This is a genomic window from Janthinobacterium sp. RA13, from assembly GCF_000745325.1.
Taxonomy (GTDB): Bacteria; Pseudomonadota; Gammaproteobacteria; order Burkholderiales; family Burkholderiaceae_D; genus Janthinobacterium; species Janthinobacterium rivuli.
On record NZ_JQNP01000001.1, the window covers coordinates 3,478,529 to 3,503,906 of the forward strand.

Below are 25,378 nucleotides of genomic sequence, written 5' to 3' on the forward strand. Positions count from 1 at the left end.
ATCAAATTAGTGGGTGGAAGCGGCGGCGGAGGGTGCGCCGCCGCCCAGGGCGGCATACAGGCTGACCTGGCTCGAGAGCAGCGCGCGGCGCGTCTGCACCAGCTGCTGCTCGACCGTCAGCAGGTCGCGCTGCGCATCGAGCACTTCCAGGTAGGGCGCGGCGCCATTGTCGTAGCGTAGCTTGGCCAGGCGCGCCCGTTCGCTCTGCGCGGCCAGGGTCGTCTTGCCGATGTCGACCTGCAGCGCCAGCCAGCGCCGGTTCGACAGCGCATCGGCCACTTCGCGGAAGGCGCCCTGCACGCTCTTTTCATAATTGGCCACGGCCACGTCGCGGCGCACTTCGGCCAGGTCCATATTCGCGCGCAGGCGGCCCGCATCAAAGATCGGCAGCACCAGGCGCGGCGCGAGATTCCAGGCGCCGCTGCCCGAATCGAACAGGCCGTTCAATTCCGCGCTGGCCGTGCCGTAGGCAGCCGTCAGCGAAATGGTCGGGAAGAAGGCGGCGCGCGCGGCGCCGATATTGGCTTGCGCGGCGCGCAGCTGGTGTTCGGCCGCGATCAGGTCGGGGCGCTGCGTGAGCAAAGCTGAGGGCAGGCCCGCATGCAGCGGCTGCAGCACGCTGGCGTCGTCGAAGCGACTCACCTCACCAGCCACCGGCGTCAGGTCGACGGGGCCGCCCACCAACTGCGCCAGCGCATGCGCCTGCACGGCGCGCGCCTGCTCCAGCTGGGCCGACAGCGAGAGGGCCTGGCTGAGCAGGGTTTCCACCTGCGTCAGGTCCAGCTTGGAAATCGACCCGACTTCAAAACGGCGCGTGAAGATGCGCAGCGATTCGGCGCGGCTGTCGACCGTGGCGCGCGCCAGTTCCACCCTTTCATCGAGTTCGCGCAAGCCCAGGTAGCCATTGGCCACCTGCGCCACCAGGGCCACGCCGACGGCGCGGCGCGCCTCGTCGCTGGCCAGCAGGGTTTGCAGCGCGCTATCCTTCAGGCTGCGCACCCGGCCCCAGAAATCGAGCTCCCAGGCGCCCACGTTCAAGCCCGTTTGGTACTGCGCGCTCGTCATGGCGCGGCCCGTCGGACTCAGGTCGGCCGGCGCGCGCGCGCGGCTGCCGGAGGCGCCCAGCGCGATGGTGGGGAATTGTTCCGCGCGCACGATGCCATACGCGGCACGCGCCTCCTCCACGCGCAGGGCGGCGATGCGGATGTCGCGGTTGCTGGCCAGCGCCTGCGCAATCATCGCCTGCAGGCGCGGGTCGGCAAAGTAGGCTTGCCAGGCGACGTCGGGCGCGCTTGCGCCGGCCGTATCGGTTTCCGGGTACTGCGCCGCCACGGGCAGCGGCGGTGGCGCATACGGCGGCGCCATCGAGGCGCAGCCGGCCAGGGCCAGCGTGGTGGCCAGCGCGGCCATCCTGGCGCGGTGTGGCAAAGTAAAAACAGCCTTGGTCATCATCTTCCAGTCAATTCAGAATGTTGTAGCCGCCATCGACATACAGAGTGCCGCCCGTGATGGCGCGCGCGCCGTCGCCGGCGAGGAAGGCGCACAGCGCGCCCACGTCCTCGATGGTGGCCAGACGCCGCATGGGCGAGCGTTCGATGGCGTCGGCCATCAGGCGGTCGAAATGGGCGATGCCGGAAGCGGCCCGCGTCTCCAGGGGACCGGGCGAAATGGCGTTCACGCGGATGCCTTGCGGGCCCAGTTCCGCCGCCAGGTAGCGCACCGACGCTTCCAGCGCCGCTTTTACAGGACCCATCAGGCCATAGTCGGCGATGACTTCCTCGGCACCCAGGTAACTCATGGTGGTCAAGCTGCCGCCGTCCGGCATCAACGGTTCGGCCAGTTTCGCCATGCGCATGAAGGAGTGGCAGGAGACATCCATCGCCTGCGCAAAGCCGTCGGCGGAACTGTCCGTCACGCGGCCATGCAGATCCTGCTTCGGCGCATAGGCGATGGAGTGGACGACGAAATCGAGCCGTCCCCACTGCCGTTCGATCTGCGCGAACAGCGCCTCCAATTGGCCCGGCACGGCCACGTCGAGCGGCGCCATGATGGCCGCCTGCACTTGCTGCGCCAGCGGCTCGACGTGCGGCCTGGCCTTGTCATTGAGCCAGGTCACGGCCAGTTCGGCGCCGGCCGCGCGCAGGGCGCTGGCGCAGCCCCAGGCGATGCTTTGCGTGTTGGCGATGCCCACCACCAGGCCCCGCTTGCCCTGCAAAGGCAGGTGCCGCAAGGGGGCCGTCATGCCTGAAGTGGACGCAGGGCGGGCCACGGCGTGGCCGCCTGCACGCAGCGCACGGCGCCGGCATGCATGGCGGCGGCGCACGTGGCCAGGGTCACGCCGCCGGCGCGCGCATACGGCAAGGCAATCGGAGAGTGGGGGTGTAAGGTACTGCACGCGTCAGGCGCGGGGGTCTGCATCTTCATGAATCGGCTTCCGTCACTGAAATTCGAGGCACGCACCAGTGCATTTTCGGGGAACTGGTGCGGGGCGAAAATTACTCTACAGCATTTAGATACGTGATTCGCGATGAGGCCGGTCCGCATGCATAACGCTTTTGAGCTAGGTCAACTATAAGTGCGATTGCGGCAATGCAACATTGATATACATCAAATTCTACATCAATATTATTTAAATGAACTAATTGACAAGCAAGCGAATCGCAGTGCTTATTTGATAACAACATGGGGCTGGCGTGCGTAAAAGCGGCCGCGCAAAGGAAGGGGAGATTGCCTGGAAAACAAGCTGTGCTGCGCCATGGCGCGAGGCGCCAGGCGGAAAATGGTAAAAAATGGGGGCCATGCTATTGCGTTGCAACATGGCCCGCCTTGCCTCACTGCTTATGGGAATGACAGAAGCGGTCTTATTTGCCCGATACCGGGGCGGGACGCGAATACAGGTCGATGATGGTGCTGATGCCATCCTGGCACACGGAGCAGAACGTCTCGCTGCGGTCGAACATGATGCACTGCATCTCGGGACGGTAGTAACCGGACGACTCGTAGTTCGCGCCTTCAAAGGCGCCGACCGCATGGCGCTGCGGCGCCTTCGAGAACAGCTGCTGCGTGTACGCCAGGTCGGCCTTGAATAGGTCGCTCATCTCGCTTTCGGGACGGTTGGCCGCGCGCAGGGCGGCGCGCTGCTTCTGGTATTCGCGCGCATGGCTGTCGTACGCTTCCTTCGGCCACGGCGTGGGCAGCGGCGTGCCCGCCTTCACGTGGTTCTTCCATTTCAGCCTGGCTGGATCGCGCAGCGCCGTGGCGTTCGGCTCCCACGGTTCCTGGCGTTCGCCATTCGACTGATAGGCCACGGGCGAGGTGTAGTACTCGTCGGCCAGGCCGGCGAAATGGTGGCCGAATTCGTGCACGAACAGGTAGTTGGCCCAGTCGTTGTTCGCCGCCGCCGTGCTGAACTGCCCGAAGATGCCGCCGCCGCCATAGGTATCGTTATTGACGAGGATTTCAATGAACTCATACGGCGCGTACTGCGCCAGGTCGCGCAGGGCGCGGTTGTCCGTCGTCAGCACATAACGCTCGCTGCCGAAGATGTCGTAGCGCGTGCCCAAGGGTGACGCGTGATGCACGCCCGTCGAGGGACGCGATACGCCCGATTCCTGCGTCGGCACGGCCATGGCCCACACATTGAAGTCCTTGGCCCGCTCGCGAAATGGCGAGACGGTGAAAAGATGGTCGGCCAGCTTGCGCGCCGTCGCTTCGAACTTGCCCATTTCGGCCGCCGTGTAGCCATCGCCCATGATCAAGAGGTCGACCTTGTCGCTCGATGGACCACTGATGCGGATCGGGATCGGCTTGACGGGCGCCGGCGGCTGCTTGCGGATCACGTCCTGCGCGGCCGGATCAACATCGGTGCTCCACACCACGGAAAACAGGCCGCGCTCGTCGCGCTTGAGAATGCGCACGCGCACCGGGTGCTCTGGCTGCGGGAAGCGCACGGATTCCTGGAAGGCGCGCGTCGTGGTTTTCGCTTCATCGGTGCTGGCCCATTCGCCAAAGATGGTGGAAAAACCGCGCGAGTACAGCACCTTGCCCGACTTGATGTCGACCACTTCCAGCAGGTTGTTGCCGCGGTTGCTGTCGTCGAGGGGACGCGCCAAATTGCCCGGCCATGGCAGGGGTTCGACCAGCACGCGCTCGACCGCGTAATGCTCGCCCAGCGCATTGCCGCTGTGCTGGTAATCGAGACGCATGGTGGCCGGCTGGGCGGCACTGGCAGCGTGCGCGGCAGGGACGATGCCGGCGGCCAGCGCCAGCGCGCAGAGGAAGGATCGAATCGGAGTCTGCTGCATGTCATTCCTAAAACGGTAGAAAAACAGGTGAAGGGAACGGTTTTCCAAACAATCGGCGGGCCTGCCGGCAGGCGCGGGAAAAACCGCTGCGGCACATTGTAGCGACAGGAAGCAAGCGTGCAAAGCGCCCTTTTCAGACGGTTCGCTTGACCACGCGAGCCAATCGGCCTATATTAGACTGACCAGTCGATTAATTAAAGGCAAGTCCATGCGCACCATCGATCCCGATAAACACGCGGCCCGCCGCGACGCCATTCTCGCCGCCGCGCGCCACTGCTTTGCGCGCAAGGGCTTTCACCAGACCAGCACCGCCACCATCTGCGCGCAAGCGGGCATGAGTCCCGGCAACCTGTTTCATTACTTCCCCACCAAACAAGCCATCATCGCCGCCATCGTCGACCAGGAAGGCAGCGAGACGGCCGCCTATTTCGCCGGCGTGCAAGGCAGCGCCGATGCCTACGGCGCCCTGCTCGACTTCATGGACCTGGTGCTGGCGCTGGCGGCCGACGCGGACTTTGCGGGACTGGCGCTGGACATTGCCGCCGAAGCGATGCGCGACACGGATATCGCGGCCAGGGTGGCGCGCAACGACGCCAGCCTGCGCGGCGGCCTGCAAGCCTTGCTGGAAGAGGCAGCCGCAGGAGGCCAGGTCGACGCCGCGCTGGACGCGGCGCAAACGGCCAGCTGGATCGCCGCGCTAATCGACGGCATCTTCAACCGGGTCGCCGTCGATCCCGATTATGCACCGTTGGCGCAACGCGCCAGCCTGCACCTGCTGCTGGCGCGCTTCCTGCGCCCTGCCCTGGCATGAGCGCCGTCATGCAAACCCGGCCCGCGCGCATCGCCGACGTCGACGCCCTGCGCGGCTGCGCCCTGTTCGGCATTTTGGTCGTCAATATCGGCGCCTTCGCCACGCCGTGGTTCGGCCTGGGCTTGACCGATCCCGCCTTTCACGGCGGCGTGGACCGCGCCACCCACTTCCTCGTCGCGCTGCTGTTCGAGACCAAGTTCTACCTGCTGTTTTCCTTCCTGTTCGGCTACAGCTTCACCTTGCAGATGCAGGCGGCCGCGCGCGCCGAGGCGCCGTTCGTGCCACGCATGCTGCGCCGCCAAGCGGGCCTGTGGCTGATCGGCGCCCTGCATGCCGTGTTCCTGTTCCATGGCGACATACTCACGACCTACGCCCTGCTGGGCATCGTGCTGCTGGCGCTGCACCGTTGCGGCGAACGCCAGGCATTGTCCCTGGCGTTGACGCTCGTCGCCGTCTGCGTGGCATTCTGGGCGGGCATGGCCTGGCTGCAAAGCCTGCAGCCAGCGGGCGACACCGCCGACAACGCCGTGGCGATGGCGCAAAAGGCGGCAAGCGCGCTGGCCGCCTATCGCGCCACGCCGGCCGCCGTCATCCATCAGCACCTGCGCGAATTGAATGACATCTGGCTCGTCCTGCTGCTGGTGCAGGCGCCGTGTGCGCTGGCCATGTTCCTGTGCGGCCTGGCCGCCGGCAAGCGCGAGATGCTGCTGCACGCCAGCGATTATCTGCCGCTGCGCCGCCGCCTGCTGTGGGCGGGCGTGCTGGCGGGGCTGCCCGGCGCCGCCTTCTATGCGTGGACGTCCGTGTATGGCGACAGCCAGGCATGGCAGGTGGCGGGACTGGCCGTGGGCCTGGCCACCGCGCCGTTGCTGGCGGGCGCCTACCTGGCATTGGCGCTATCGCTGTTCGAGCGCCTGCGCGACGGCACGCTGTTTGCGCTGCTGGCCGACACGGGCCGCATGGCCCTGTCGAACTACCTGCTGCAATCGGCCATCTGCGCCGTGCTGTTCCTCGCGTATGGCGCCCGGCTGATGGGCAGTGTGTCGCCGCTGGGTGCGCTGGCGCTGGCCATCATCATCTTTTGCGCGCAGCTGCCATTGAGCCGCTGGTGGCTGCGCGGCCATGCGTATGGCCCCGTCGAGTGGCTGCTGCGGGCCCTGACGGTCGCCGCGTGGCCGCGCTGGCGGCGCCAGCACGCCACTTACTTGTAGCGGTACAGCGGCTGGCGCAGCTGGATCGGGCGGATGTCGAGGCGCAGCTTCAGCACCGAATACGCTTCCGCCTCGGTCGAGCTGTAGCCGACGCTGTTGACCGTTTTACTGAAGCGGAACTCGAAGCCCAGGTCCGGATACGGGTCGCGCGGGTTGCCGAAGGCGATGCCGATGGCTTCCTGCTGCGCGTTGTCGATCAAATTGCCCATCAAGTCGAGCACGGCGTTGTTGCCGAGGATATCGTTGGTAAACACGGGCTCGCGCATGTCGGGCTGGTTCGGATCGAGCTTGTTGTCGGCCTTGTCCGGCGACGGCGTAAACACGCGCGTGACGAGGTTGAATTTATCGCCCCGGTCCAGGTAGCTGATGGCGGCATTGCTGATATTGAAATTTTTCACGCCACGGTCGCTGATGGCGCCCGACAGGTCGATCAGCAAGGCGCCGCTGTAGCCAATGACTTCCACGTCGCGCATGGCGTCGACCACCATGGCGCTGTTTTCATCGATGCCCAGTCCCAGGTGATAGCCTTTTTTCAGCATCACGGGGATCATGCGCGCAAAGCGCCCGCGCACCAGCAAATGCTGGTCCACGAAGACATCGCTGCCGATGAAACCCAGGCCAGGCGCGATCTCGCGGCCGTCCGTCACGCCCATCTTGAGCATGTCGAGCACGGGCTTGGCGTCGTAAAACATGGTGGTGCTCATGATGGCCGCGCCGGCGCTGGAACCGGCGATCACGCCGCCGTTGCGGTAGACCGACCAGATGGCTTCCAGCGCGGCCGTGCGGCTACCGTCCGGGCGCAGCAAGGCTTGCGTGATGCGTCCCTGGTCGCCGCCGGCAAAATAAATGCCGCTGGCCGACTTGATCTGCGTGACGATGGCCGGGTCTTCGGCGGCCTTGCGGTAATCTCTGTTCGGCAGCTTGACGGCCAGCGGCACGAAAAAGGCGTCGGCGCCATACTGGTTCAGCTTTTTGATGATGCTTTCGCCCGATTTTTCCGGGTTCATCGCGGCCGAGGCCAGCACGGCGATGCGCGCGCCTGGCCCGCCCGACAACTTGACGATGCGCTGCCAGACTTCGGCATTGTCGGCGCGCAGGCCGCCGCCGATGATGACGAGCGTGCCCTGCGGCGCGCTGCCGATGGCGCTGCCGCCCGGCGCCGCCACGGCATGGACGCTGCACAATGCCAGCGCAAACAGCAGCGCGGCGCGGAAGGTGTGATACAGGCTTGCGGATGATTTCATGGTGCCTTTCGAATACAAGGAAAGTGGCGCGCACTGGTTGATACAGGCACGCGCCCTTGCTGCCAATACTGCTGCTTGCAACCCAAATGCATCAAACTGCAATACTACTTGCTGCATATGACAGCGCTGTTGCGGTATCTCCGGGTTTCTATGTAAAACTGCTTACTTGAAGCTGTAATTGGCGCTCGCATAAAAGCGCCGGCCGCGCGGATCCGTGTAGCTCGGGTCATAGCCGGACAGGAAAAAATAGGCCTGGTTCGAATACGGCGGGCTGGTATTGAACAGATTCTGTATGCCCGCGCGCAGCTTGAACTGCTTGCTGACGGCGTACGCGCCCGACATGTCCCAAAAGGTGTAGGCCTTGACCCGGTTCGGCTTGACGACGCTGCCATCGTCCGTGTTGATGGCCGAATTCTGGTCATCGTAGCCGCTCGAATACGTGTTCGACAGGCTGGCCGAGTACGGACCGTTGTCCCAATCGAGCGTGATCGTATGGCGCCAGCGCTGCACCACGCCTTCCGTGACGAATTTATTGAGGTTGCTGATAAAGACCTCGCCAGGGCTGGTCTGGATTTTTGAATCGAGCACATATGTGCCGCTCAGGTGCGCGCCAAAGCGTCCCCACGCCGTTTTCACGCCATGCAGGTCGGCCGTGATATCGATACCCGCCGCCTTTTGCGCACCGCGGTTTTCCTTGCGCAGCTCGATGTAGTCGATCAAGCCGTCTTCATCGCGGTGCACCAGGTCGCCGTACTTGGCCAGGTTGCCCAGGATGATGTCGTCGCCGATTTCGCTGATCAGGTCCGTGCGCTTGATGTTCCAATAGTCGGCACTGAAGGTCCAGTGCTGGCTCGGTTCGAGCACCAGGCCGGCCGTGAACTGGCGGCTGCGCTCCGGTTTCAGCTTGTCGTTGCTGTAGCGGCGCGTATCCCAATTATCCGCGCAGACGGAATAATCATTGTTCTCGCTCGCGCAATACACGGGATCGGGCAGGGTCGCCGTACTGCTGTAGGCAGTGGGCCGGTGCAGGTCGGACATCGATGGTGCGCGGAAGCCCTTGCCGGCCGAAGCGCGCAACAGCACCTGCTTGCTGGGCATGTAGGTCAGGCCGATCTTCGGACTGAGGGCGCCGCCCACCTGCTGGTAATGGTCGTAACGGCCAGACAACTGCGCCTGCCACTGCTTGGTAAACGGCAGCAGCAATTCGCTGTAGATGGCTTGCACCTTGCGGCTGTCGCTGGTGGCCACGCCGCCTTCAGGCGCCGCGTCGTTGTTGATGTTATCGCTCATCAGCAACGCCGAAGGACGGAATTCGGTGCGCTCGCGGCGCACTTCGCCACCCACGGCCAGTGCCATGTCGCCGCCCCCCAAGGCCATCAGCGCGCGCGATGCCTTGAAGTCCAGCGCATCCATGGTGCCGCGCGCATGCCGTACTTCGTCATTGACCTGGATGCTGTCGAGCAGCGCCTTGCCCTTCGCGCTCGATGGGCCAAACGGGTTGATGTCGCCGGAGGCGATGCCTTCCAACAGCTTGTCGTACAGGACATAGCCATGCGTATCGCGGTCCTTCACGACATTGACGCTGTGATTGAAGCCCACGTCGTAATCCCAGCCGGCGAGCGTGCCGCTGGCGCCCACCACGAAGCGCTGGCTCTCGCTGGTCAACTGGCTGGTGCGCATGCCCGCCTCGTTCAGCCGCATGCGCAGTTCCAGTTCGCGCGCAGTCGGATTGCCGTCTTCGTCGACGATGCTATCGAGGCCGGTATTGGCCAGCTGCGGCACCTTGCTGTAATCGAGATAGCCGATCACGCGCGCCGACGAGCCCACGTAATAACTGCGCGAGCGGCTCAGCGCCACTTCCGCGTACAGCTGGTGGTCGTTATTGAGCTTCAGTACACCGCGCGCGAGCAGGTTCTGCTTGTCCGTCTTCGGATACAGCTCCGTGTCGCCCATGTAATCGTAGGTACAGGCATCGACACCACCCGTTCCCGCCGGCAAGTACAGGTTGGCCGGCGGCGAACAGTTCGGGATCGACGGGTTGATCTGGCGGTTGGTAATCGGCTGGCCATTGAGCAGGAAGCCATTCTCCTGCAAATAGTCGCGCTGCTCCCCCGACAGGCGGATATTCGCCGGGCTGGTAAAACTCGACAGCAAATGCCCGAGGCGCTGCGGCACCTGCAGGTTTGGAATGAACTTGCGCTGCGAGGAACTGAGGCGGTCGGTTTTTTGCAGGTCGACCACGGCGAAGACATTGTAGCCATCCGCCGCCAGGTCGCCCGTGCCGGCCGTGATGCTGGCCGTGCGCTTGCCCGCGCCGCCTTCATCGGTCCGGCTGCCGTAGACGTTCAGCTCCACGCCCTGGTAATCCTTGCGCGTGATGAAATTGATGACGCCGCCGATGGCGTCCGTGCCGTACAGGGCCGAGGCGCCGTCGAGCAGCACTTCCACGCGCTGCAGCGCGGCGGCGGGAATGTTATTCAGGTCCACGCCCGCATCGTCGCCGGGCGAGGCAAAGTTGGCCATGCGCCGGCCATTGAGCAGCACCAGGGTCGACGACGTGCCCACGCCGCGCAGGTTGGCGCTGTTGAAGCCGCGCTGGTCGCCGCCGATATTGATGCTGGCGCCATCGGTCAGGCCACCCACGTTGGCCGACACGCGCGCCATCAGCTCGGCCGCCGTCGTCACGCCCGCCTTCTCGATCTCGGCGCGCGTGATGACCTGCACCGGCAGCGCCGTCTCCGACTCCAGCCGCTTGATGGCCGACCCCGTGATCTCCACGCGCTGCATTTTTTTCGGCGCAGGCTCTTCATCCCGCACCGGCTCCTGTTTCTGCTCTTGCGCCTGCGCGCCGCCAGCCAGCATGCCCAGCGCCGCCGACACGCTCAGGGCGCCCAGCGCGAGGCGCACGCCTTGCGCCAGCGCCGACTCGCGCGGCAAGGAGCCACCGTCCTGTCTTTTCATCTGCATTGCCACTCTCCCCAATAATGATGCCTGATTTTTATAATGATTTTGCGACTGCCTTGCGTTGCTTTGAAGCTGTTTTCCGGGAGCCCTGCACACCATGCTCGCCGCCGTACAGATAGGCGGCGATGACGTCGCTCAGGCGGGCCGCTTTTTCAACGTTCTTTTTGTTCGATACCATCAGTGCCACGGCCAGCGCCTCGATCATGGCCAGCGCCGTGCTGGCGCTGCTGGGCAGGACGGGATGCGTGCTTTGCGCATACAGCGCGTGGTCGGCCAGTTCGGCCAGCGGTGAGGCGGGAGAATCGGTGAGCGCCACGATGCAGGCGCCGCGGTCGCGCGCGAAGCTGGCCAGGCCGATGCAGTCGAGCGTGTAGCGGGGGAACGAGATCACCACCAGCACGTCGTGCGCCGTCAGGTTGACCAGATGGCCGGCCGCCACTTCCGAGCCGCCGATGCCCACCACTTCCACCACATGCGGGCAAAACGGCTGCAGGTGCTGCACCAGCATGCCGGCCAGGTTGGCCGACAGGCCGAAACCCATCACATACACGACCCTGGCGCGCGTCAGGCGGCGCACCACGGCCTGCATGGCCTGCGGCGACAGGGCATCGGACGTGGCGGCGATGTTCGCGGCCGCATATTCCAGGCTTTGCGTGACAGGCGAGGTGGCGCGCGCGCGCCGCTCTATCGTGCGGCGCAGTTTGTCGACCGGCTGCAACAGCGATTGCAGGGTTTCGGCCATGGCGCCGCGCATGGCCGAATAATTCTTCTGGCCGATGTCGCGCGCGAAGCGGCTGATGGTGGCTGTCGATACCTGGCAGCTGTCGGCCAGTTCCTCGATGCCCAGCGCCGTCACCCGCATCTGGTTGCGCAGCAGGTAGTCGGCGATCTGCCGCTGCGAAGCCGAGCCGCCGGCCAGCACGTGCATCAGCGCCTGCCCGAGCGGCGATTGCGCGAAGGCGGCATCGGGCGACGCCAGCGCGGTGGCAAGTGGCTTGGGGGCGCTGCTTCTGGCAGGACTGGCGGATGCTCTCATATCACTGGCGGCCTGTATTCTTGGGGACTGCGGATCACTGGCGGAAGGCGAAATCGGGTCGCTGGAACTTACTGTACTCATATCAAAAAGAAAACTCAACAAATATTTGTAAAAGGATTTTCATTGATTTACTTCGTGAAAATATTGCTACATAATCGACCGGAATCCATCAACCATGCACCTTTTCGGGGCACCCACCATGCAAGTACACCAGCATCCCATCTCCACCGCGCACGCCAGCGTAGCGTGCCAATTGAGCAGTTTCCACTTCGGCGCCGTGGCAGCCACCAGCCGCAGCGGCAAAAAGGTGTACATCCAGGCGGCGCTGCACGCGGACGAGGTGCCGGGCATGCTGGTGTCGCAATTTTTGCGCCGTGAACTGCTGGCGCTGGAAGCGGCCGGCAAGATCCACGGCGAAATCATCCTGGTGCCGGCCGCCAACCCGATCGGCCTGGCGCAAGCCATCCATGGCGCGCCGTTCGGCCGCTTCGACCTGACCACCGGCATCAACTTCAACCGCGCCTACCGCCACGTGGCCGATGAACTGAAAAACACGCTGGCTGGCCTGCTGGGACAGGATGCGCAAGCCAACGTGGCCCTGATACGCGAGCATGCGCGCGCCGCCGTCGCCGCCTGGCGGCCGGGCACGGATGCGGAGACCTTGAAGAAAACCCTGCTGGGCATGGCCATCGACGCCGACATCGTGCTCGATCTGCATTGCGATAACGAGGCGGCCCTGCACATCTACACGGGCACGCCGTTGGCGGCGCAGATCGCGCCCCTTTCCGCGCTGCTGGGCGCGCGCGCCGTGCTGCTGGAACTGGCGGCCGGCGAAGAGCCGTTCGACGAAGCCTGCAGCCGCTTGTGGTGGGATCTCGACGCGCACTTCGGCGGACGCTATCCGATTCCCGCCGCCTGCCTGTCGACCACCGTCGAATTGCGCGGCGAAGTGGAAGTGAGCTACGCCCTGGCCGAACGCGACGCTGCCGCCCTGCTGCGTTTTCTCGCCATCGAGGGCGTGCTGGAGATAGCCGGCGCCGGCGACGACCTGCCCGCACCGCAATGCGAGCCCACGCCGCTGGCCGGCGTGGAACCGATCCTCGCGCCGCATCACGGCGTGCTGGTCTACCTGCGCGAAATGGGCGAGGTGCTGGCCGCCGGCGACGCCGTGGCCGACCTGATCGACCCCGTCAGCGGTGAGACGACGACCTTGCGCTGCACGGTCGCCGGCGTCTTTTTTGCGCGCAGCGCCCACCGCCACGTTTTGCGCGGCATGAACGTCGGCAAGGTCGCAGGCGCCGTCGCCTTCCGCGGCGGCAGCCTGCTGAGCCAATAAGTGACACCCATGAGAAAATTCAAGCTCCCCAATACCTTCGTCCTGCTGTGCGGCATTCTGGCCATGATCGCCCTGGCGACGTGGCTGGTGCCAGGCGGGAAATTCGACACCCAACTGGTCAACGGCAAACAGCTGATCATCCCCGGCACGTTTCATTACGTCGACAACAAGCCGCAGGGACTCGCCGCACTGATGATGGCGCCCATCAAGGGCTTCGTCGACGCCAGCCTGATCATCGGCTTCGTGCTGATCGTCGGCGGCGCCTTCGCCGTGCTGCAAAAAACGGAAGCCTTCGATTCGCTGATCAAGGCCATCGCCAAGGCGCACACCAGTTCGCGCTTCGTGCGCGCCGCCATCATCCCCGTCTTCTTCACCATGTTTTCGCTGGGCGGCGCCACCTTCGGCATGAACGAGGAAGCGATTCCCTTCATCCTGATCTTCGTGCCGCTGGCCCTGGCCCTGGGCTATGACACCATCACGGGCGTGTCGATTCCCTTCATCGGCTCGCAAGTGGGCTTTTCCGCCGCCTTTTTGAACCCGTTCAACGTCGGCATCGCTCAGGGTATCGCCGGCGTGCCGATCTTTTCCGGCATCGGCTACCGCCTGATCGTGTGGGCCATCGCCACGGCGGTCAGCATCGTGTTCTTGATGTGGTACGCGGCGCGCATCAAGCGCCATCCGGAAAAAAGCCCGACCTACCTGCTCGACATCGAAAAGCGCAGCGAGCACACACTGGACCTGAGCAGCTTTGCCGGCATGACGCGCACGCATCGCGCGGTGCTGTGGATTTTCATGGCGACCCTGCTGACGATGGTCGTCGGCGTCGTCAAGTACGACTGGTTCATCGATGAAATCGCCGCCCTGTTCCTGGTGATGGCCATCGTCGTCGGCCTGGTCGGCCGGCTCGACATGGACAGCCTGGTGGCGTCGTTCGTGCAGGGCGCGCGCGACATGGTCAGCGTGGCGCTCGTCATCGCGCTGGCGCGCGGCACCATGATCCTGGCGCGCGACGCGCAGATCATCGACACCATGCTGCATGCATTGACGCCCCTGGTGGCGTCGTCGAGCCCCGTCTTCGCCGCGCAAAAGATGTTCTTCATGCAGTCGGTGATCAACTTCTTCATCCATTCCGGCAGCGGCCAGGCGGCGCTGACCATGCCGATCATGGCGCCGCTGGCCGACCTGGTGGGCGTGACGCGCCAGACCGCCATCCTGGCCTTCCAGTTCGGCGAATTCACCACGCCGATGATCCCCACGTCCGGCATCACCGTCGGCGTGCTGGCGCTGGCGCGCGTGCCCTGGATTACGTGGGCCAAGTGGATGATTCCGCTGCAGCTGATTTACCTGGTGCTGGCGCTTCTGCTATTGATTCCGCCGTGCCTGATGCAGTGGCAGTAAGCACGGCGGCACCATCGCCGTGGCTTTCTTATTTGCGGTACGCCTGTCCGTAGGCGCCATGGATGCAGCCCTTTGCCCAGTCGGCCATCAGGTCGTAAAACCCGGGCGTGATGACGGTGGACTTGCGCGTTCCATCCGGCGCCTGAACGTAGCCGCGCATGCCGTGATCGGCCTGCGGGAAAACGTAGACAGAGATGGCCTGGCCCTGGCCACGTAACGCCGTCAGGCGCTCCACGGTGACAGCCGGCGGTGCCTGGCGGTCGTCCTCCGCCAGGGCCCATAACTGCGGCGCCGTGACTTGACTGACAACCTGCACGGGATCGAGCGACCAGTCGATATCGAGCTTGTCGAACCGCGGTATGCCATGCTTTCGCAACTCCTCGGCCGGCATGCCCAGCAACACCCCCGTGTAGCCTCCCTTGATGAGGCCAAACCACGCTTCCTTGCCAAACTGCTGCTGGAATGCCGACAGGTCGTCCAGTCCATCCTGGTAGCTGGATTTGACGATTCTGGCCGTGATATCCGTCACCGTCCTGGCCTTGGCGATGACGTCGTCGCCATAGCCCTTATCCTGCAATTCCCTGGCGACCTGCGCCGCATCCTGTTCCGTGATATCGACTGCCAGGCCATAGCCAATGCCGAGAAATTGCGCCTTGGCGCGCGCCTGCGCCAGCGGGGCGATCCAGCCACCCTGGCTCACGCCCATCAAGCCGAAGCGGCCGTAGCGCCCTTGCGCCAGCCGTTTTGCTTCACGCGACGCAGCCACCAGGTCATCGGCGAGGCGTGGGAAATTCTGCGTATATTCGCCTTCGGACAGCCCCGTGCCGCGCTTGTCATACACGAAAACGGACACGCCCCGTCCAACCATCTGGTAAGGGTCGCGCGCGCGGTCTATCCAGCCGCTGCTTTCGGAACCATGGGCATACACGACCAGCGGCGTATCCTTGCCGGCGCCCGGCGCTTCCAGCAAACGGCCCGCGAGCATGATGCCATGCGATTCAAAACGCGTATCCGCTTTGGCCAATGCCACTTTCGGCCAGCGTTCCTTGCCGTTGACAAGCACGGCGTCCTTTCCGCACGCGAGCAAGGCGCCGGCATCCTGCGTGTTGCCGACGGTCCCGTCGCTGAAAGTATAGGCGTACCCTTTTCCCCCTTGGGTGAGGGCGACGAAGCCCGTCTGGTCCTGGCGAAAAATACCCGTCTCGCAAGGCGCCGGACTGAATGCCTCCGGCATCGGCGCGGCAGTCGCCGTGAGCGATGCGACAAGGAGAGGCCAGAGAAAATAAGAAGTCATGGAGTCAGGATCCGATAGGGAGCTGTCGCGTTGTTGATCAGGAAAATGGCGATATCAGGCCAAGACTGGGGGCGCGCACAAACCACGTCAGCTGTTCAACGCCGATAAATATCGGGAAAATACCGCTCCATCAGCGTCTCCGGCCTGAGTGGCGCCGTAAAGCCGTGACGCGCATACAAGCCATGCGCCGTGCTGGTGGCCAGCATGAAACGGCGCAAACCCTGCAAGTCGGGATGCGCCATCACGGCCTCCATCAGGCGCTTGCTGTAGCCGCGGCCGCGGCACTCTTCCAGCACATACACGTCGACCAGATAGGCAAACGTGGCGTAGTCGCTGACCACGCGGGCGAACGCCACTTGACGGCCGTCCAGCGTGCCGCCGAAGCATAGCGAATGGTCAATGGCACGCTGTACGGTGGCCTGCGCGATGCCGATGGCCCATGTCGATTGCGTACTGAGAAAATGGTGAATGGCCGGAACGTCAAGTTCCGCCTTGTCGCTACTGATCTTCAAGTGTGGCATCACGCTGTCCGCCTGTCGTGGGAAAAACTGATCATCGGCGATTTGCGCGCTGCTGTCACCTGGGCAGGAAAGAATCCGGCTGCCTCCCCTTCTGACTGCTGATGACGGGGGTACTCTGCCTGCTGCTGCCGTAGCTGCAACTGGCACGCTGCCGCCATGCTTACAGCGCGGCTTTTTCTTCGGCGTTCAGACGCTTGGCGCTGACATACACGGTATGCATGGTGGCTTGATCGGCGCTGGCAACGAGGGCGGCGGAAGCGGCTGGCGCGGCGCGGAACTTCGGCACGGCGGCGGTAGCCAGGCTGGTGGCAGCGGCGATGGCGATGACGGCGACGAAGATGGCTTCCATGTTTTTAGCGATGTTCATGATGGTGTCCTTTGGATGGCTGGTTGTCTGCTGCGATGATGGAACTGTAGGCGCATCGGCCCACCATCTCCACCGGATTGCGACAAACCGCCCAAAAGAAGGGACAGAATACCAAGTGACCCGATGAAAGGCAGGAAGCCGCGCTGGCCGCGCTGCTGCTGGCCTTGCTCGACCCGCAGCCTGTCGTGCGCCAGCTTGCCGTCTGGGCCTTCAGTGAAATGCGTTTTCCCGAAATGGCTCCCGCCGCGGCGGCGCTGCTGGCCGATCACGACGCCTCGGTGCGCGCCGAGGCTGCCGCTGCGCTGGGCATTGAACGAAATGCGCCAGGGCGTGGCTGTCCACTGCCGCCGGCGCGATGCCGATGATCACTGAGGGCTGTCTGGTGAAAATAGGCTGCCTGGCTGGAAGCGCGCGTTCTGCCTGCGGCTACTGTGTGTTGGGTATTGCTGCTGTCATCTGGGTTGGAGAGAACCGGGGGCGCCGCCCGTTCCGATTGCCCATGATGGGATACTGCAAGGTGCTGCAAGATGCGGTGCGGCTACTGCTGTTACTGATACTGCCTGCATGGCATTGCCGCGCTTACAGGGCGGCTTTTTCTTCCGCGCTCAGGCGCTTGGCGCTGACGTACACGGTGTGCATGGTGACTTGCCCGGCGCTGGCGGCGAAGGTGGCGGAAGCTGCCGGCGCGGCGCGGAACTTCGGCACGGCGGCGGTGGCCAGGCTGGTGGCGGCGGCGATGGCGATGATGGCGATGATGGCGACGAAGATGGCTTCCATGTTTTTAGCGATGTTCATGATGATGTCCTTTGAGTGGCGGGTTGTGTGCTGCGATGATTGAACTGTAGGCCGATCCCCCCTGAACCGCCATCGGATTGCGACCAAACGCACGATTCGCGGGACAGAATACAAACAGCGCGGATGGAACGGACAACGTGCCCGCGCCGTGGCATTTGACGCTTGCCAGCCCCATTCCTGGCCATTTCAGCGCCCTGCAAGCCCCTAAAAGCCCTACCGCCGGCCAACCTTGTTTATAATCGCCCTACACTAAAGGACTTCTTTCATGACTGATCAATTCTCCAAAAAGGGCGAAGCCTGGTCGGCCCGGTTTTCCGAACCGGTCTCGGACCTCGTCAAGCGCTACACAGCTTCTGTATTTTTTGACAAGCGCCTGGCGCTGTTCGACATCGAAGGTTCGCTGGCCCATGCGGAAATGCTGCATGCGCAAGCCATCATCAGCCCGGCCGACTACGCGGAAATCCAGCGCGGCATGGCGCAAATCTCGCAGGAAATCGCCGCAGGCCAGTTCGAATGGCTGCTGGACCTGGAAGATGTCCACCTGAATATTGAAAAACGCCTGACCGAACTGGTCGGCGATGCGGGCAAGCGCCTGCACACGGGCCGTTCGCGCAACGACCAGGTGGCGACTGACATCCGCCTGTATGTGCGCTCCGCCATCGACGACATCACCGCCCTGCTGACCACCTTCCGCAGCGCGCTGACGGACCTGGCCGAGCAGCATGCCGACACCATCATGCCGGGCTTTACCCACATGCAGGTGGCCCAGCCGATCACCTTCGGCCACCACATGCTGGCGTATGTCGAAATGTTCGGCCGCGACGCCGAGCGCATGGCCGACTGCCGCAAGCGCGTCAACCGCCTGCCGCTGGGCGCCGCCGCGCTGGCCGGCACCACCTTCCCCATCGACCGCCTGCGCGTGGCAAAAACGCTGGGCTTTGACGACGTCTGCCACAACTCGCTCGACGCCGTCTCGGACCGCGATTTCGCCATCGAATTTTGCGCCGCCTCCGCCGTGCTGATGATGCACGTGTCGCGCATGGCCGAAGAACTGGTGATCTGGATGAGCCCACGCATCGGCTTCATCGACATCGCCGACCGCTTCTGCACCGGCTCGTCGATCATGCCGCAAAAGAAAAACCCGGACGTGCCGGAACTGGCGCGTGGCAAGACGGGCCGCGTCTACGGCCACCTGACTGGCCTGTTGACCCTGATGAAAGGCCAGCCGCTGGCCTACAACAAGGACAACCAGGAAGACAAGGAACCGCTGTTCGACACCGTCGACACCGTCATCGACACCCTGCGCATCTTCGCCGACATGGCTGGCGGCATCACGGTGAAACCGGAAGCGATGCGCGCGGCGGCCCTGCAGGGCTACGCCACGGCGACCGACCTGGCCGACTACCTGGTCAAAAAGGGCTTGCCGTTCCGCGACGCCCATGAAGCCGTGGCCCTGGCCGTGCGCGCCTGCGTCGACGCCGGCTGCGACCTGGCCGACCTGTCGCTGGAGCAGTTGCGCGCGTTTTCCCCGTTGACGGACGACGACGTGTTTGCCGTGCTGACCCTGGAAGGCTCCGTGGCCGCGCGCGACCACGTGGGCGGCACGGCGCCACGCCAGGTCCGCGCCGCGATCGCCCGCGTGCGTACACAGCTGGAAAAATAAGCAGCGACTACTCTGCCTGACGCCCCGCCGCAGCAATGTGGCGGGGCGTTTTTCATGGCTATGTCACCGTCAGGTGTGGAAACGCTCCCAGCGTTGCCTTCAATAATGTTTCTGGCGAACGGATGCGCCCGGCATCTAGTATCCAGCGCCAGCCCAGGTAGTTCGGCAGGTAGCGCGTCGCGACGCCGTGAAAGGGACCCAGCCATTGCCGCAGTCGGCTGTGATAGGCGTTGACGTTCTGCACATGGGCGGCACCCTGCACGCGGATGCCAGCGCGCAAGTTAACGGCCTGATGACTGATGCCCGATTCTCGAGCGAAGGCCCGGTAGGCGGCATGGCCGTCGGTGACCAGCAAGATGTCCTTGTCGATGACGGGCAACAGGCAATGATGCAGCTGCGCTTTCGTCAACGCTCCTTTACCCGTAACGAAATCGAGGGTTTGTCCTGTGCGGTCGCGCGCTACCAGGATGCAAACCTGTTCATTGGAAATGCCGCGCTCGTGGGCATGGCCGCCCCGGCAGCGGGCCGGACGCGTCAGATGCCGCGATCCCTTTTCCGATTCCAGCACATACAATTCGTCCGCTTCGGCAATACCATGCAGGCAATGGGGCCGGTCTGTCTTTGCCAGCGATAAAAAACGGTGACGCCAGCGGAACGTGGTGTTGCGGTGTACGCCCAGCTGTAACGCCGCCTTGCGCACAGAATCGGATGCCAGAAGGCAATCGGCGTAGTCGAGCCACAACGATTTATGCCGCAATCGGGCCAGCGGCGTACCGGTGAGCGCATTGAAGGTGCGGCCACATGGCACACAACGATAACGCTGCAGTCCGTGTGCATGACCGTGCCGGTGCGCATGATTGCTGTTGCAGGCGGGGCAGGCCAATCGCGGCTGGGCCACATTTTCCAGCAGCGCGACGGTCGCGTCGTGTAGCGCGCTGCCCCGCAGCAGGGCAATGCCTGCCTGTCGCTGGCGGCGGTTCAGGGCGGCGAACTGGGCGATAAAGGTTTTCCACTGGCTTGGCTGCATGGAAGGCTCCCGTTTGTCTGCGATGTACAGTCAGACAGCAGGGGCACAGGAAGATTCCTGGGACTTCCCCTACTTAGCGGGGACAGAGCCTTTCTCATTGCGCGACGATTTTCGACAGGACGGAAAAGGCGGCCCCCGTCTGCGACGCCTCCAGCAGCAAGGTCAGCTCCGTATAGGTGCAGATGATGTTGATCAGGTTGATGCGCTCCCAGGCCAGGCGCTTGAGGATGGCGTGATACACGCCCGGCGTATAGCAGGTTTCGGGCGCCAGGTGCAGGGTCACGGCCGTCACCCGTTCCAGGCGCGCCAGTTCCTGCTCGCCGCCAAAGACCTCGTCCACCAGCGCATGCAAACTGCGGCTGCAGATCACCATCACCTCGTTGACGCCGCGCGTGACGGTAATGAAAGTGCCGCGCTGGGGTGCGGCCAGCGCCAGCAACTGGCGCTGGCAATCATAGGTCTGGTCGGAATAGCGGTAGGTAAAAATCATCAACTCACTGCGCGTGGACAGTTCTCCCGCGCGGTGCGCCAGTACGATCTCGCCGCTTTTCTGCTGCGGCATCCGTTCGGCCAGGCGGCGCAGCGCCATCACCACGGCGGCCTGCCCCACCGGTTTCCATAAGTCGCTCTGCAATTGCGGCTGCAGCTGGCGCGCCAGTTCCGACAGGTTCAGCAAGCCGCGGCCCAATCCCTCGCTGAGAAAGGCCGATTCCATCACGATCTGTTCCACTTTGGTCGCTATCGAAAGCATAGTTCGTCAGGCCGGTGATTCCGGTGCACGCACCAGGAGCCGGCAACCCTTCCTGAAAAAAAGATGCACTGCGCCAGCGGCCACGCCGGGCGGCGCGGTCGGACTCACTGAAAAGCCCCCCTCGCGGGGGAAGAGCCGGCTGGCGGCGGCTAGGAAGGCGGATGCAGCATGAATGCCGCTCCAGAGGGGAAATGGCTGAAACCAACAGCAGAAAACAGAACTGACGTCATGTGAAACTCCCGATTTTTTTCCCGATGCGCTGTATCTGGACGCGGTCATTGCCGCGTGCGCTTTTTTTGTCGTCGCCTGGTCCACTGGGGACAATGCGAAGAGCTAGTGTAGATCGCAACATTTAGAAAATGCAACAGTGTTTTTCCAACAGAGCGCGCCATTAGGGGAAGTAGTCCAAAACAAAAGTTACAGCTTGTGGTAGATCAAACTTTCCGATGATGCAGCGTCGATAAATGTTCAATTCTTAACAAAAATTCGCCTGATGACCCATTTCTTGAATTTTTTGACATGGCGATCTCGACAAGTTTAGTGTCCCCCTACCCGGCGTCACGCCACCACAAAACGGCAGGCTATCCGCCTGCCAGGCACGCCGGGGTGGCCATCAGGCATCGCGGCCAGCTCATTCACCATTTCCTTAACCGATACCATGGAGCAGAAATGAATTTACGTTTGACGATAGTTGCCGCATCCATCGCCGCCCTGCCGCTGATGGCCACCACGGCGGACGCCGCCACGCCGCTGCCACAGACCCTGATGGCTGCCCCGGTGACCCTGGCCTCTCCACAAGAGAACGCCGGCCTGGTCAACAAGCTGGCCGCGCAGGCACGCAGCCGCGGCTTGAATACCGAGCATGGCTTTGCCGTCGGCGCCCAGCATCCGGGCGTCAGCGGCACGCGCGTGAGCCGCGTGCAGCACACCTACAAGGGCTTGCCCGTCTTCGGCTCCGAGACGGTCGTCGTCAGCAACAACGCCGGCGACATCGTCAGCGAATCCGTGTCGGACCGCGCTTCCGGCCTCGGTAGCGGCGGCGTCAATTCCGTCACCCGCAGCGCCACCACCGATATCGACACCACGCCGGCCGTCAGCGCCGCCGCCGCCATCGCCGCCGCCGTGAAAAGCATCGGCGTGCAGGCCGTCGACCACGTGCCGCCGCATGCGCAGCTGCTGATCTACCCCGTCATGAAAACCGTGCGCGTAGCCGGCGCCGAGAACAAGTCGGAAGCCGCGCTGAACGCCCTCGACGTGCAGGACGTGGTCGACCACTACGAGCTGGCCTACCTGGTGCAAACGCGCATGATCAGCGGTAGCAAACCGGTCTACTACGACACCGTCGTCAGCGCCAGGGATGGCCGCATCCTGCGTCAATGGAAAGCCCTGAAAACCGTGGCCGGCATCGGCAACAGCCAGTACAACGGCCAGGTACCGCTCAACACCACGCTCACGGGCAGCACCTACACCATGAAGGACCCGAGCCGCGGCACGGGCGGCAGCTTCGGCGGCATGGCCATCACGAACGCCAACCACGGCACCACCTCGGGCAGCGTGTACAGCAGCACCAGCAACACCTGGGGCGACGGCCAGCAATACATCAACGGCGGCAGCACCACCAACGCCAACGGCCAGACGGCGGCCGTGAACGCGATGTGGGGCCTGATGAACACCTACGACACGCACAAGAACGTGCTGGGCTGGTCCAGCCTGGATGGCAACAACACGGCCACCCACATCGCCGCCCACGTCAACACGGCCTACGACAACGCCTATTACGACAGCAGCTGCAAGTGCATGTACATCGGCGACGGCGGCAGCTCGTTCAACAACCTCGGCTCCATCGACGTGATCGGCCACGAAATGGGCCACGGCATCACGGACGCCACCTCGGGCCTGATCTACTCGCAAGAATCGGGCGGCTTGAACGAATCGAGCTCGGACATCGCCGGTGAAATGGTGGAAGCGTATGCGCGCGCCGGCGGCACGGGCACGACCATCCCCAACACGGGCAACGATTGGATGACGGGCAAGGAAATCGCCAAGAATGGCCAGCCGCTGCGCTGGCTGTACAAGCCAAGCAAGGATGGCAGCAGCCCGAATGCGTGGAGCAGCACCATCAAGAACCTCGACGTCCACTACAGCAGCGGCCCGAACAACCGCATGTTCTACTTCCTGTCGCAAGGTTCGAACTCCACGTCCAGCAGCGACTACTACAGCTCCTACCTGAACAAAAGCCCGCTGGCCATGACCGGTATCGGCAGCGACAAGGCTTACCGCATCTGGTTCAAGGCCGCCACCACCAAGTTCACCTCGTCGACCAACTACGCCGACGCGCGCAACAAAGTGCTGCAGGCAGCCGAGGAACTGTATGGCGTGGGCAGCGCCGAATCGATCGCCGTCAAGCGCGCGTATGCGGCCATCAACGTGGGCGCCGACGTCGATGAATCGACGACGGGCGGCGCGGTGACGATCACCAGCCAGCCAGCCAGCATCACCGTCGCACCGGGCGCCACCGCCTCGTTCGCCGTGGGCGCGGGCGGCGGCACGGCACCGTACACCTACAAGTGGTTCCGCAACGGCGCCGTGATCAGCGGCGCCACGTCGCCAGCCTACAGCTTCACGGCCGTGGCGGCCGACAGCGGCGCCGTGTTCAAGGCAACGGTGACGGATTCGTCCTCGCCTGCCGTGACGGCCACGTCGAACAACGCCACGCTGACGGTGGGTACGAGCAGCGCTACCGAGCGCGTGACGAACGGCGGATTCGAGTCCGGCGCCACGGGCTGGAGCGGCACCACGGGCGCCATCGGCACCTTCACGGGCCAAACCGCGTACGAAGGCACGAAGTACGCCTGGCTGGGCGGCAATGGCGCCACGGCCAGCGAATCGCTGACGCAAAGCGTGGCCATTCCGGCCGCGGCCACCTCGGCCAGCTTGAGCTTCGCGCTGCATATCGACACGGCTGAAACAGGCAATACCGTGTACGACAAGCTGGTCGTCACCGTGAAGAACAGCGCCGGCACGGTGCTGGGCACCCTGGCTTCGTACTCGAACGTGAACAAGGCGGCCGGCTACCAGATCCGCACCTTCGACCTGATCGCCTACAAGGGCCAGACCGTGCAGATCTCGTTTGCCGCCACCGAGGACGCATCGCTGCAAACCTCGTTCGTGATCGACAAGGTCAGCCTGGTTACCCAGTAAGCGGCTGAGGGCTGAACATGCGGGCAAGCCATCGATACAAGGCTTGCCCGCACGGCACGATTGATTTCCTGGCAATTCCAGTCTACCCTGAGGCAGTGATTGCCTCTTGCCTGCTGCCGGTACCCGCGACGAATTGAACTTTTTTTGGATTGTTCCTGACCGATGCCTACTTCGACCTTGTCCGCACGCGCTTTCCCCTTTTCACATCACCCCATTTTCACGCCCCAGGCCCTCGCCATGCTCGCCTGAGCCGACGATGCAGTTCCACCTCCAGGTGCAGGGCCCGGCGGGCAGCCAGGCGCTGGCCATCGACGCCGCCAGCGAGGCCGAGGCGATCCGCGCGGCCGTGCGCGGCGGCTGGCGCGTGCTGGCCGTCGACGCCGGCACCGCGCTGGACGCGGGCGCCGCGCTGCGTCCCGGCAAACAGGGCCTGCCCCTGCTGCAATTCAGCCAGGAGCTGCTGGCCCTGCTCGAAGCGGGCCTGAACCTGGGTGAGGCCATGGCCACCCTGCACAACAAGGAAACGCGCGCGGGCGCCAGGGCCACGCTGGCCGCCATCGTGCTGACCCTGCAGCAAGGGCAAAGCTTTTCCGACACCCTGGCCGATTTTCCCGACATCTTCCCCGACATTTACATCGCCACCGTGCATGCGGCCGAACGCTCGGGCAACCTGCCCGAGGCGCTGGCCCGCTTCGTCGCCTACCAGCTGCAGTTCGACGCCATCCGCAAAAAACTCATTTCCGCCGCCATCTACCCGTGCATGCTGCTCGTCGTCGGCGGCCTGGTGACCCTGTTCCTGCTCGGCTACGTGGTGCCAAAATTCAGCGTCGTCTACGAAAGTTCGGGCCGCGAGATTCCGTGGATGTCGCAAATGCTGCTCGGCTTTGGCCAGACCCTGGCCGCGCATCCACTGCTGTGCGCCGGCGCGCTGGCCGCCGTGGTGGCCGCCGTGGTGTTCGGCATCGCCAACCGCAGCATGCGCATGGCGCTGGTGCTGCGCCTCCTGCGCCTGCCCGTGCTGGCCGCGAAGGCGGCGGAATTTCGCCTGGCGCGCTTCTACCGTGCCCTCAGCCTGCTGCTGCACGCCGGCATCCCCCTGCACAAGGCGCTGGCCATGGTGGCGCCCATGCTGCTGCCGGCGCAGCAGGAGCAGCTGGCGCAGGCGCGTCGCGCGGTGCAGGAAGGCATGCCGTTTTCCACCGCGCTGGAACACGCCGGCATGGCCACGCCGGTGGCGCAATCGCTGCTGAAAGTGGGCGAGAACACGGGCCGCCTGGGCGACATGCTGGAACGCTCGGCCAAGTTCCACGACGAGGAATTCGCCCGCTGGGTGGACTGGGCATCGCGCCTGCTCGAACCGCTGTTGATGACCATCATCGGCGTCGTCATCGGCGGCGTGGTGGTGCTGATGTACATGCCGATCTTTGAACTGGCGGGGAGCTTATCGTGACGGTT

General features: G+C 64.1%; 22 protein-coding genes. 8 read left to right on the forward strand and 14 right to left on the reverse strand.

Features of this window, described 5'->3' with window-relative positions; translation table 11 throughout:
* Positions 1-6: 6 nt before the first annotated feature.
* The 4 genes from FG13_RS15440 to FG13_RS15450 form a co-directional block, all read right to left on the reverse strand.
* Entirely contained in the window at positions 7-1,449 is a 1,443-nt protein-coding gene (locus FG13_RS15440) for an efflux transporter outer membrane subunit (protein ID WP_035822240.1), read from the reverse strand.
* 10 nt (positions 1,450-1,459) lie between these two features.
* Entirely contained in the window at positions 1,460-2,242 is a 783-nt protein-coding gene (gene fabI / locus FG13_RS15445) for an enoyl-ACP reductase FabI (protein WP_035822243.1), read from the reverse strand.
* Positions 2,239-2,424 (reverse strand): hypothetical protein, encoded by a 186-nt coding sequence (locus tag FG13_RS30100; protein ID WP_152598778.1) that lies wholly within the window; start codon positions 2,422-2,424, stop codon positions 2,239-2,241. Before FG13_RS30100 ends, fabI begins: the two co-directional genes overlap by 4 nt.
* 437 nt (positions 2,425-2,861) lie before the next feature.
* Positions 2,862-4,304: an IgA Peptidase M64 gene (locus tag FG13_RS15450; RefSeq protein ID WP_035822245.1), complete on the reverse strand. Its 1,443-nt coding sequence runs from the start codon at positions 4,302-4,304 to the stop codon at positions 2,862-2,864.
* A 208-nt stretch (positions 4,305-4,512) separates the two neighbouring features.
* Here FG13_RS15450 and FG13_RS15455 point away from each other — a divergent pair, with 208 nt between their 5' ends.
* Both FG13_RS15455 and FG13_RS15460 read left to right on the forward strand, forming a co-directional pair.
* A complete protein-coding gene (locus FG13_RS15455) occupies positions 4,513-5,115 on the forward strand; it encodes a TetR/AcrR family transcriptional regulator (RefSeq protein ID WP_035822247.1) in 603 nt (200 codons plus the stop codon).
* An 8-nt stretch (positions 5,116-5,123) separates the two neighbouring features.
* Positions 5,124-6,326, forward strand: coding sequence for a DUF418 domain-containing protein (locus FG13_RS15460; protein WP_035828240.1), 1,203 nt, complete (start codon positions 5,124-5,126; stop codon positions 6,324-6,326).
* Here FG13_RS15460 and FG13_RS15465 read toward each other — a convergent pair.
* From FG13_RS15465 to FG13_RS15475, 3 genes are all read right to left on the reverse strand, one after another.
* On the reverse strand, positions 6,317-7,570 hold the full coding sequence (locus FG13_RS15465; RefSeq protein ID WP_034780338.1) for a cyanophycinase: 1,254 nt from the start codon (positions 7,568-7,570) through the stop codon (positions 6,317-6,319). The genes FG13_RS15460 and FG13_RS15465 overlap by 10 nt on opposite strands.
* A gap of 162 nt (positions 7,571-7,732) precedes the next feature.
* Complete coding sequence (locus tag FG13_RS15470) at positions 7,733-10,537, reverse strand: TonB-dependent receptor (RefSeq protein ID WP_051959114.1); 2,805 nt, start codon at positions 10,535-10,537, stop codon at positions 7,733-7,735.
* Positions 10,538-10,568: 31 nt separating this feature from the next.
* Positions 10,569-11,570 carry a MurR/RpiR family transcriptional regulator gene (locus tag FG13_RS15475; protein ID WP_051959116.1) on the reverse strand — a complete coding sequence of 334 codons (1,002 nt, stop codon included), beginning with the start codon at positions 11,568-11,570 and terminating at the stop codon, positions 10,569-10,571.
* Positions 11,571-11,769: 199 nt separating this feature from the next.
* Between FG13_RS15475 and FG13_RS15480 the strand changes: the two genes are divergently transcribed.
* Together FG13_RS15480 and FG13_RS15485 are read left to right on the forward strand one after the other, a co-directional pair.
* Complete coding sequence (locus FG13_RS15480) at positions 11,770-12,906, forward strand: succinylglutamate desuccinylase/aspartoacylase family protein (RefSeq protein ID WP_035822249.1); 1,137 nt, start codon at positions 11,770-11,772, stop codon at positions 12,904-12,906.
* A 9-nt stretch (positions 12,907-12,915) separates the two neighbouring features.
* On the forward strand, positions 12,916-14,304 hold the full coding sequence (locus tag FG13_RS15485; protein WP_035822251.1) for a YfcC family protein: 1,389 nt from the start codon (positions 12,916-12,918) through the stop codon (positions 14,302-14,304).
* Positions 14,305-14,332: 28 nt separating this feature from the next.
* On the opposite strand, the gene FG13_RS15490 is transcribed toward FG13_RS15485, so the two are convergent.
* The 4 genes from FG13_RS15490 to FG13_RS30955 all read right to left on the reverse strand — a co-directional run bounded on the left by FG13_RS15490 (position 14,333) and on the right by FG13_RS30955 (position 16,755).
* The gene (locus tag FG13_RS15490) at positions 14,333-15,538 is read right to left on the reverse strand and encodes an alpha/beta hydrolase family protein (protein ID WP_051959118.1); all 1,206 of its coding nucleotides are present in this window, start codon (positions 15,536-15,538) and stop codon (positions 14,333-14,335) included.
* Positions 15,539-15,693: 155 nt separating this feature from the next.
* Positions 15,694-16,119, reverse strand: a complete 426-nt coding sequence (locus FG13_RS15495; protein ID WP_035822256.1) for a GNAT family N-acetyltransferase — start codon at positions 16,117-16,119, stop codon at positions 15,694-15,696.
* Positions 16,120-16,279: 160 nt separating this feature from the next.
* The gene (locus tag FG13_RS15500) at positions 16,280-16,486 is read right to left on the reverse strand and encodes a hypothetical protein (protein WP_035822258.1); all 207 of its coding nucleotides are present in this window, start codon (positions 16,484-16,486) and stop codon (positions 16,280-16,282) included.
* On the reverse strand, positions 16,483-16,755 hold the full coding sequence (locus FG13_RS30955; RefSeq protein ID WP_235211742.1) for a hypothetical protein: 273 nt from the start codon (positions 16,753-16,755) through the stop codon (positions 16,483-16,485). The genes FG13_RS15500 and FG13_RS30955 overlap by 4 nt, the downstream gene beginning before the upstream one ends.
* On the opposite strand from FG13_RS30955, the gene FG13_RS31265 reads away from it, so the two are divergent.
* On the forward strand, positions 16,672-16,851 hold the full coding sequence (locus FG13_RS31265; RefSeq protein WP_442905221.1) for a hypothetical protein: 180 nt from the start codon (positions 16,672-16,674) through the stop codon (positions 16,849-16,851). The two genes, FG13_RS30955 and FG13_RS31265, sit on opposite strands and share 84 nt — an antisense overlap.
* A 214-nt stretch (positions 16,852-17,065) precedes the next feature.
* Here FG13_RS31265 and FG13_RS15505 read toward each other — a convergent pair whose 3' ends face one another.
* Positions 17,066-17,281, reverse strand: coding sequence for a hypothetical protein (locus FG13_RS15505; RefSeq protein WP_035822260.1), 216 nt, complete (start codon positions 17,279-17,281; stop codon positions 17,066-17,068).
* Between the two features lie 265 nt (positions 17,282-17,546).
* Between FG13_RS15505 and argH the strand changes: the two genes are divergently transcribed.
* On the forward strand, positions 17,547-18,944 hold the full coding sequence (gene argH, locus FG13_RS15510; protein ID WP_035822262.1) for an argininosuccinate lyase: 1,398 nt from the start codon (positions 17,547-17,549) through the stop codon (positions 18,942-18,944).
* Positions 18,945-19,002: 58 nt separating this feature from the next.
* Here the strand turns inward: argH and FG13_RS15515 are convergent, their stop codons facing one another.
* Both FG13_RS15515 and FG13_RS15520 read right to left on the reverse strand, forming a co-directional pair.
* Complete coding sequence (locus FG13_RS15515; RefSeq protein ID WP_035822264.1) at positions 19,003-19,971, reverse strand: IS1595 family transposase; 969 nt, start codon at positions 19,969-19,971, stop codon at positions 19,003-19,005.
* 94 nt (positions 19,972-20,065) lie between these two features.
* A complete protein-coding gene (locus FG13_RS15520; protein ID WP_035822266.1) occupies positions 20,066-20,722 on the reverse strand; it encodes a hypothetical protein in 657 nt (218 codons plus the stop codon).
* 669 nt (positions 20,723-21,391) lie between these two features.
* On the opposite strand from FG13_RS15520, the gene FG13_RS15525 reads away from it, so the two are divergent.
* Both FG13_RS15525 and FG13_RS15530 read left to right on the forward strand, forming a co-directional pair.
* Positions 21,392-23,923 carry a M4 family metallopeptidase gene (locus FG13_RS15525; RefSeq protein ID WP_035822268.1) on the forward strand — a complete coding sequence of 844 codons (2,532 nt, stop codon included), beginning with the start codon at positions 21,392-21,394 and terminating at the stop codon, positions 23,921-23,923.
* Positions 23,924-24,179: 256 nt separating this feature from the next.
* Positions 24,180-25,373 carry a type II secretion system F family protein gene (locus FG13_RS15530; RefSeq protein WP_035822271.1) on the forward strand — a complete coding sequence of 398 codons (1,194 nt, stop codon included), beginning with the start codon at positions 24,180-24,182 and terminating at the stop codon, positions 25,371-25,373.
* Positions 25,374-25,378 lie beyond the last annotated feature (5 nt).

Excerpts from the sequence above, each read along its gene's own strand:
- FG13_RS15440 (WP_035822240.1), bottom strand. The coding sequence starts at position 1,449 with ATGACCAAGGCTGTTTTTACTTTGCCACACCGCGCCAGGATGGCCGCG.
- fabI (WP_035822243.1), bottom strand. The coding sequence starts at position 2,242 with ATGACGGCCCCCTTGCGGCACCTGCCTTTGCAGGGCAAGCGGGGCCTG.
- FG13_RS30100 (WP_152598778.1), bottom strand. The coding sequence starts at position 2,424 with ATGAAGATGCAGACCCCCGCGCCTGACGCGTGCAGTACCTTACACCCC.
- FG13_RS15450 (WP_035822245.1), bottom strand. The coding sequence starts at position 4,304 with ATGCAGCAGACTCCGATTCGATCCTTCCTCTGCGCGCTGGCGCTGGCC.
- FG13_RS15455 (WP_035822247.1), top strand. The coding sequence starts at position 4,513 with ATGCGCACCATCGATCCCGATAAACACGCGGCCCGCCGCGACGCCATT.
- FG13_RS15460 (WP_035828240.1), top strand. The coding sequence starts at position 5,124 with ATGCAAACCCGGCCCGCGCGCATCGCCGACGTCGACGCCCTGCGCGGC.
- FG13_RS15465 (WP_034780338.1), bottom strand. The coding sequence starts at position 7,570 with ATGAAATCATCCGCAAGCCTGTATCACACCTTCCGCGCCGCGCTGCTG.
- FG13_RS15470 (WP_051959114.1), bottom strand. The coding sequence starts at position 10,537 with ATGCAGATGAAAAGACAGGACGGTGGCTCCTTGCCGCGCGAGTCGGCG.
- FG13_RS15475 (WP_051959116.1), bottom strand. The coding sequence starts at position 11,570 with ATGAGAGCATCCGCCAGTCCTGCCAGAAGCAGCGCCCCCAAGCCACTT.
- FG13_RS15480 (WP_035822249.1), top strand. The coding sequence starts at position 11,770 with ATGCAAGTACACCAGCATCCCATCTCCACCGCGCACGCCAGCGTAGCG.
- FG13_RS15485 (WP_035822251.1), top strand. The coding sequence starts at position 12,916 with ATGAGAAAATTCAAGCTCCCCAATACCTTCGTCCTGCTGTGCGGCATT.
- FG13_RS15490 (WP_051959118.1), bottom strand. The coding sequence starts at position 15,538 with ATGCCGGAGGCATTCAGTCCGGCGCCTTGCGAGACGGGTATTTTTCGC.
- FG13_RS15495 (WP_035822256.1), bottom strand. The coding sequence starts at position 16,119 with ATGCCACACTTGAAGATCAGTAGCGACAAGGCGGAACTTGACGTTCCG.
- FG13_RS15500 (WP_035822258.1), bottom strand. The coding sequence starts at position 16,486 with ATGAACATCGCTAAAAACATGGAAGCCATCTTCGTCGCCGTCATCGCC.
- FG13_RS15505 (WP_035822260.1), bottom strand. The coding sequence starts at position 17,281 with ATGAACATCGCTAAAAACATGGAAGCCATCTTCGTCGCCATCATCGCC.
- argH (WP_035822262.1), top strand. The coding sequence starts at position 17,547 with ATGACTGATCAATTCTCCAAAAAGGGCGAAGCCTGGTCGGCCCGGTTT.
- FG13_RS15515 (WP_035822264.1), bottom strand. The coding sequence starts at position 19,971 with ATGCAGCCAAGCCAGTGGAAAACCTTTATCGCCCAGTTCGCCGCCCTG.
- FG13_RS15520 (WP_035822266.1), bottom strand. The coding sequence starts at position 20,722 with ATGCTTTCGATAGCGACCAAAGTGGAACAGATCGTGATGGAATCGGCC.
- FG13_RS15525 (WP_035822268.1), top strand. The coding sequence starts at position 21,392 with ATGAATTTACGTTTGACGATAGTTGCCGCATCCATCGCCGCCCTGCCG.
- FG13_RS15530 (WP_035822271.1), top strand. The coding sequence starts at position 24,180 with ATGCAGTTCCACCTCCAGGTGCAGGGCCCGGCGGGCAGCCAGGCGCTG.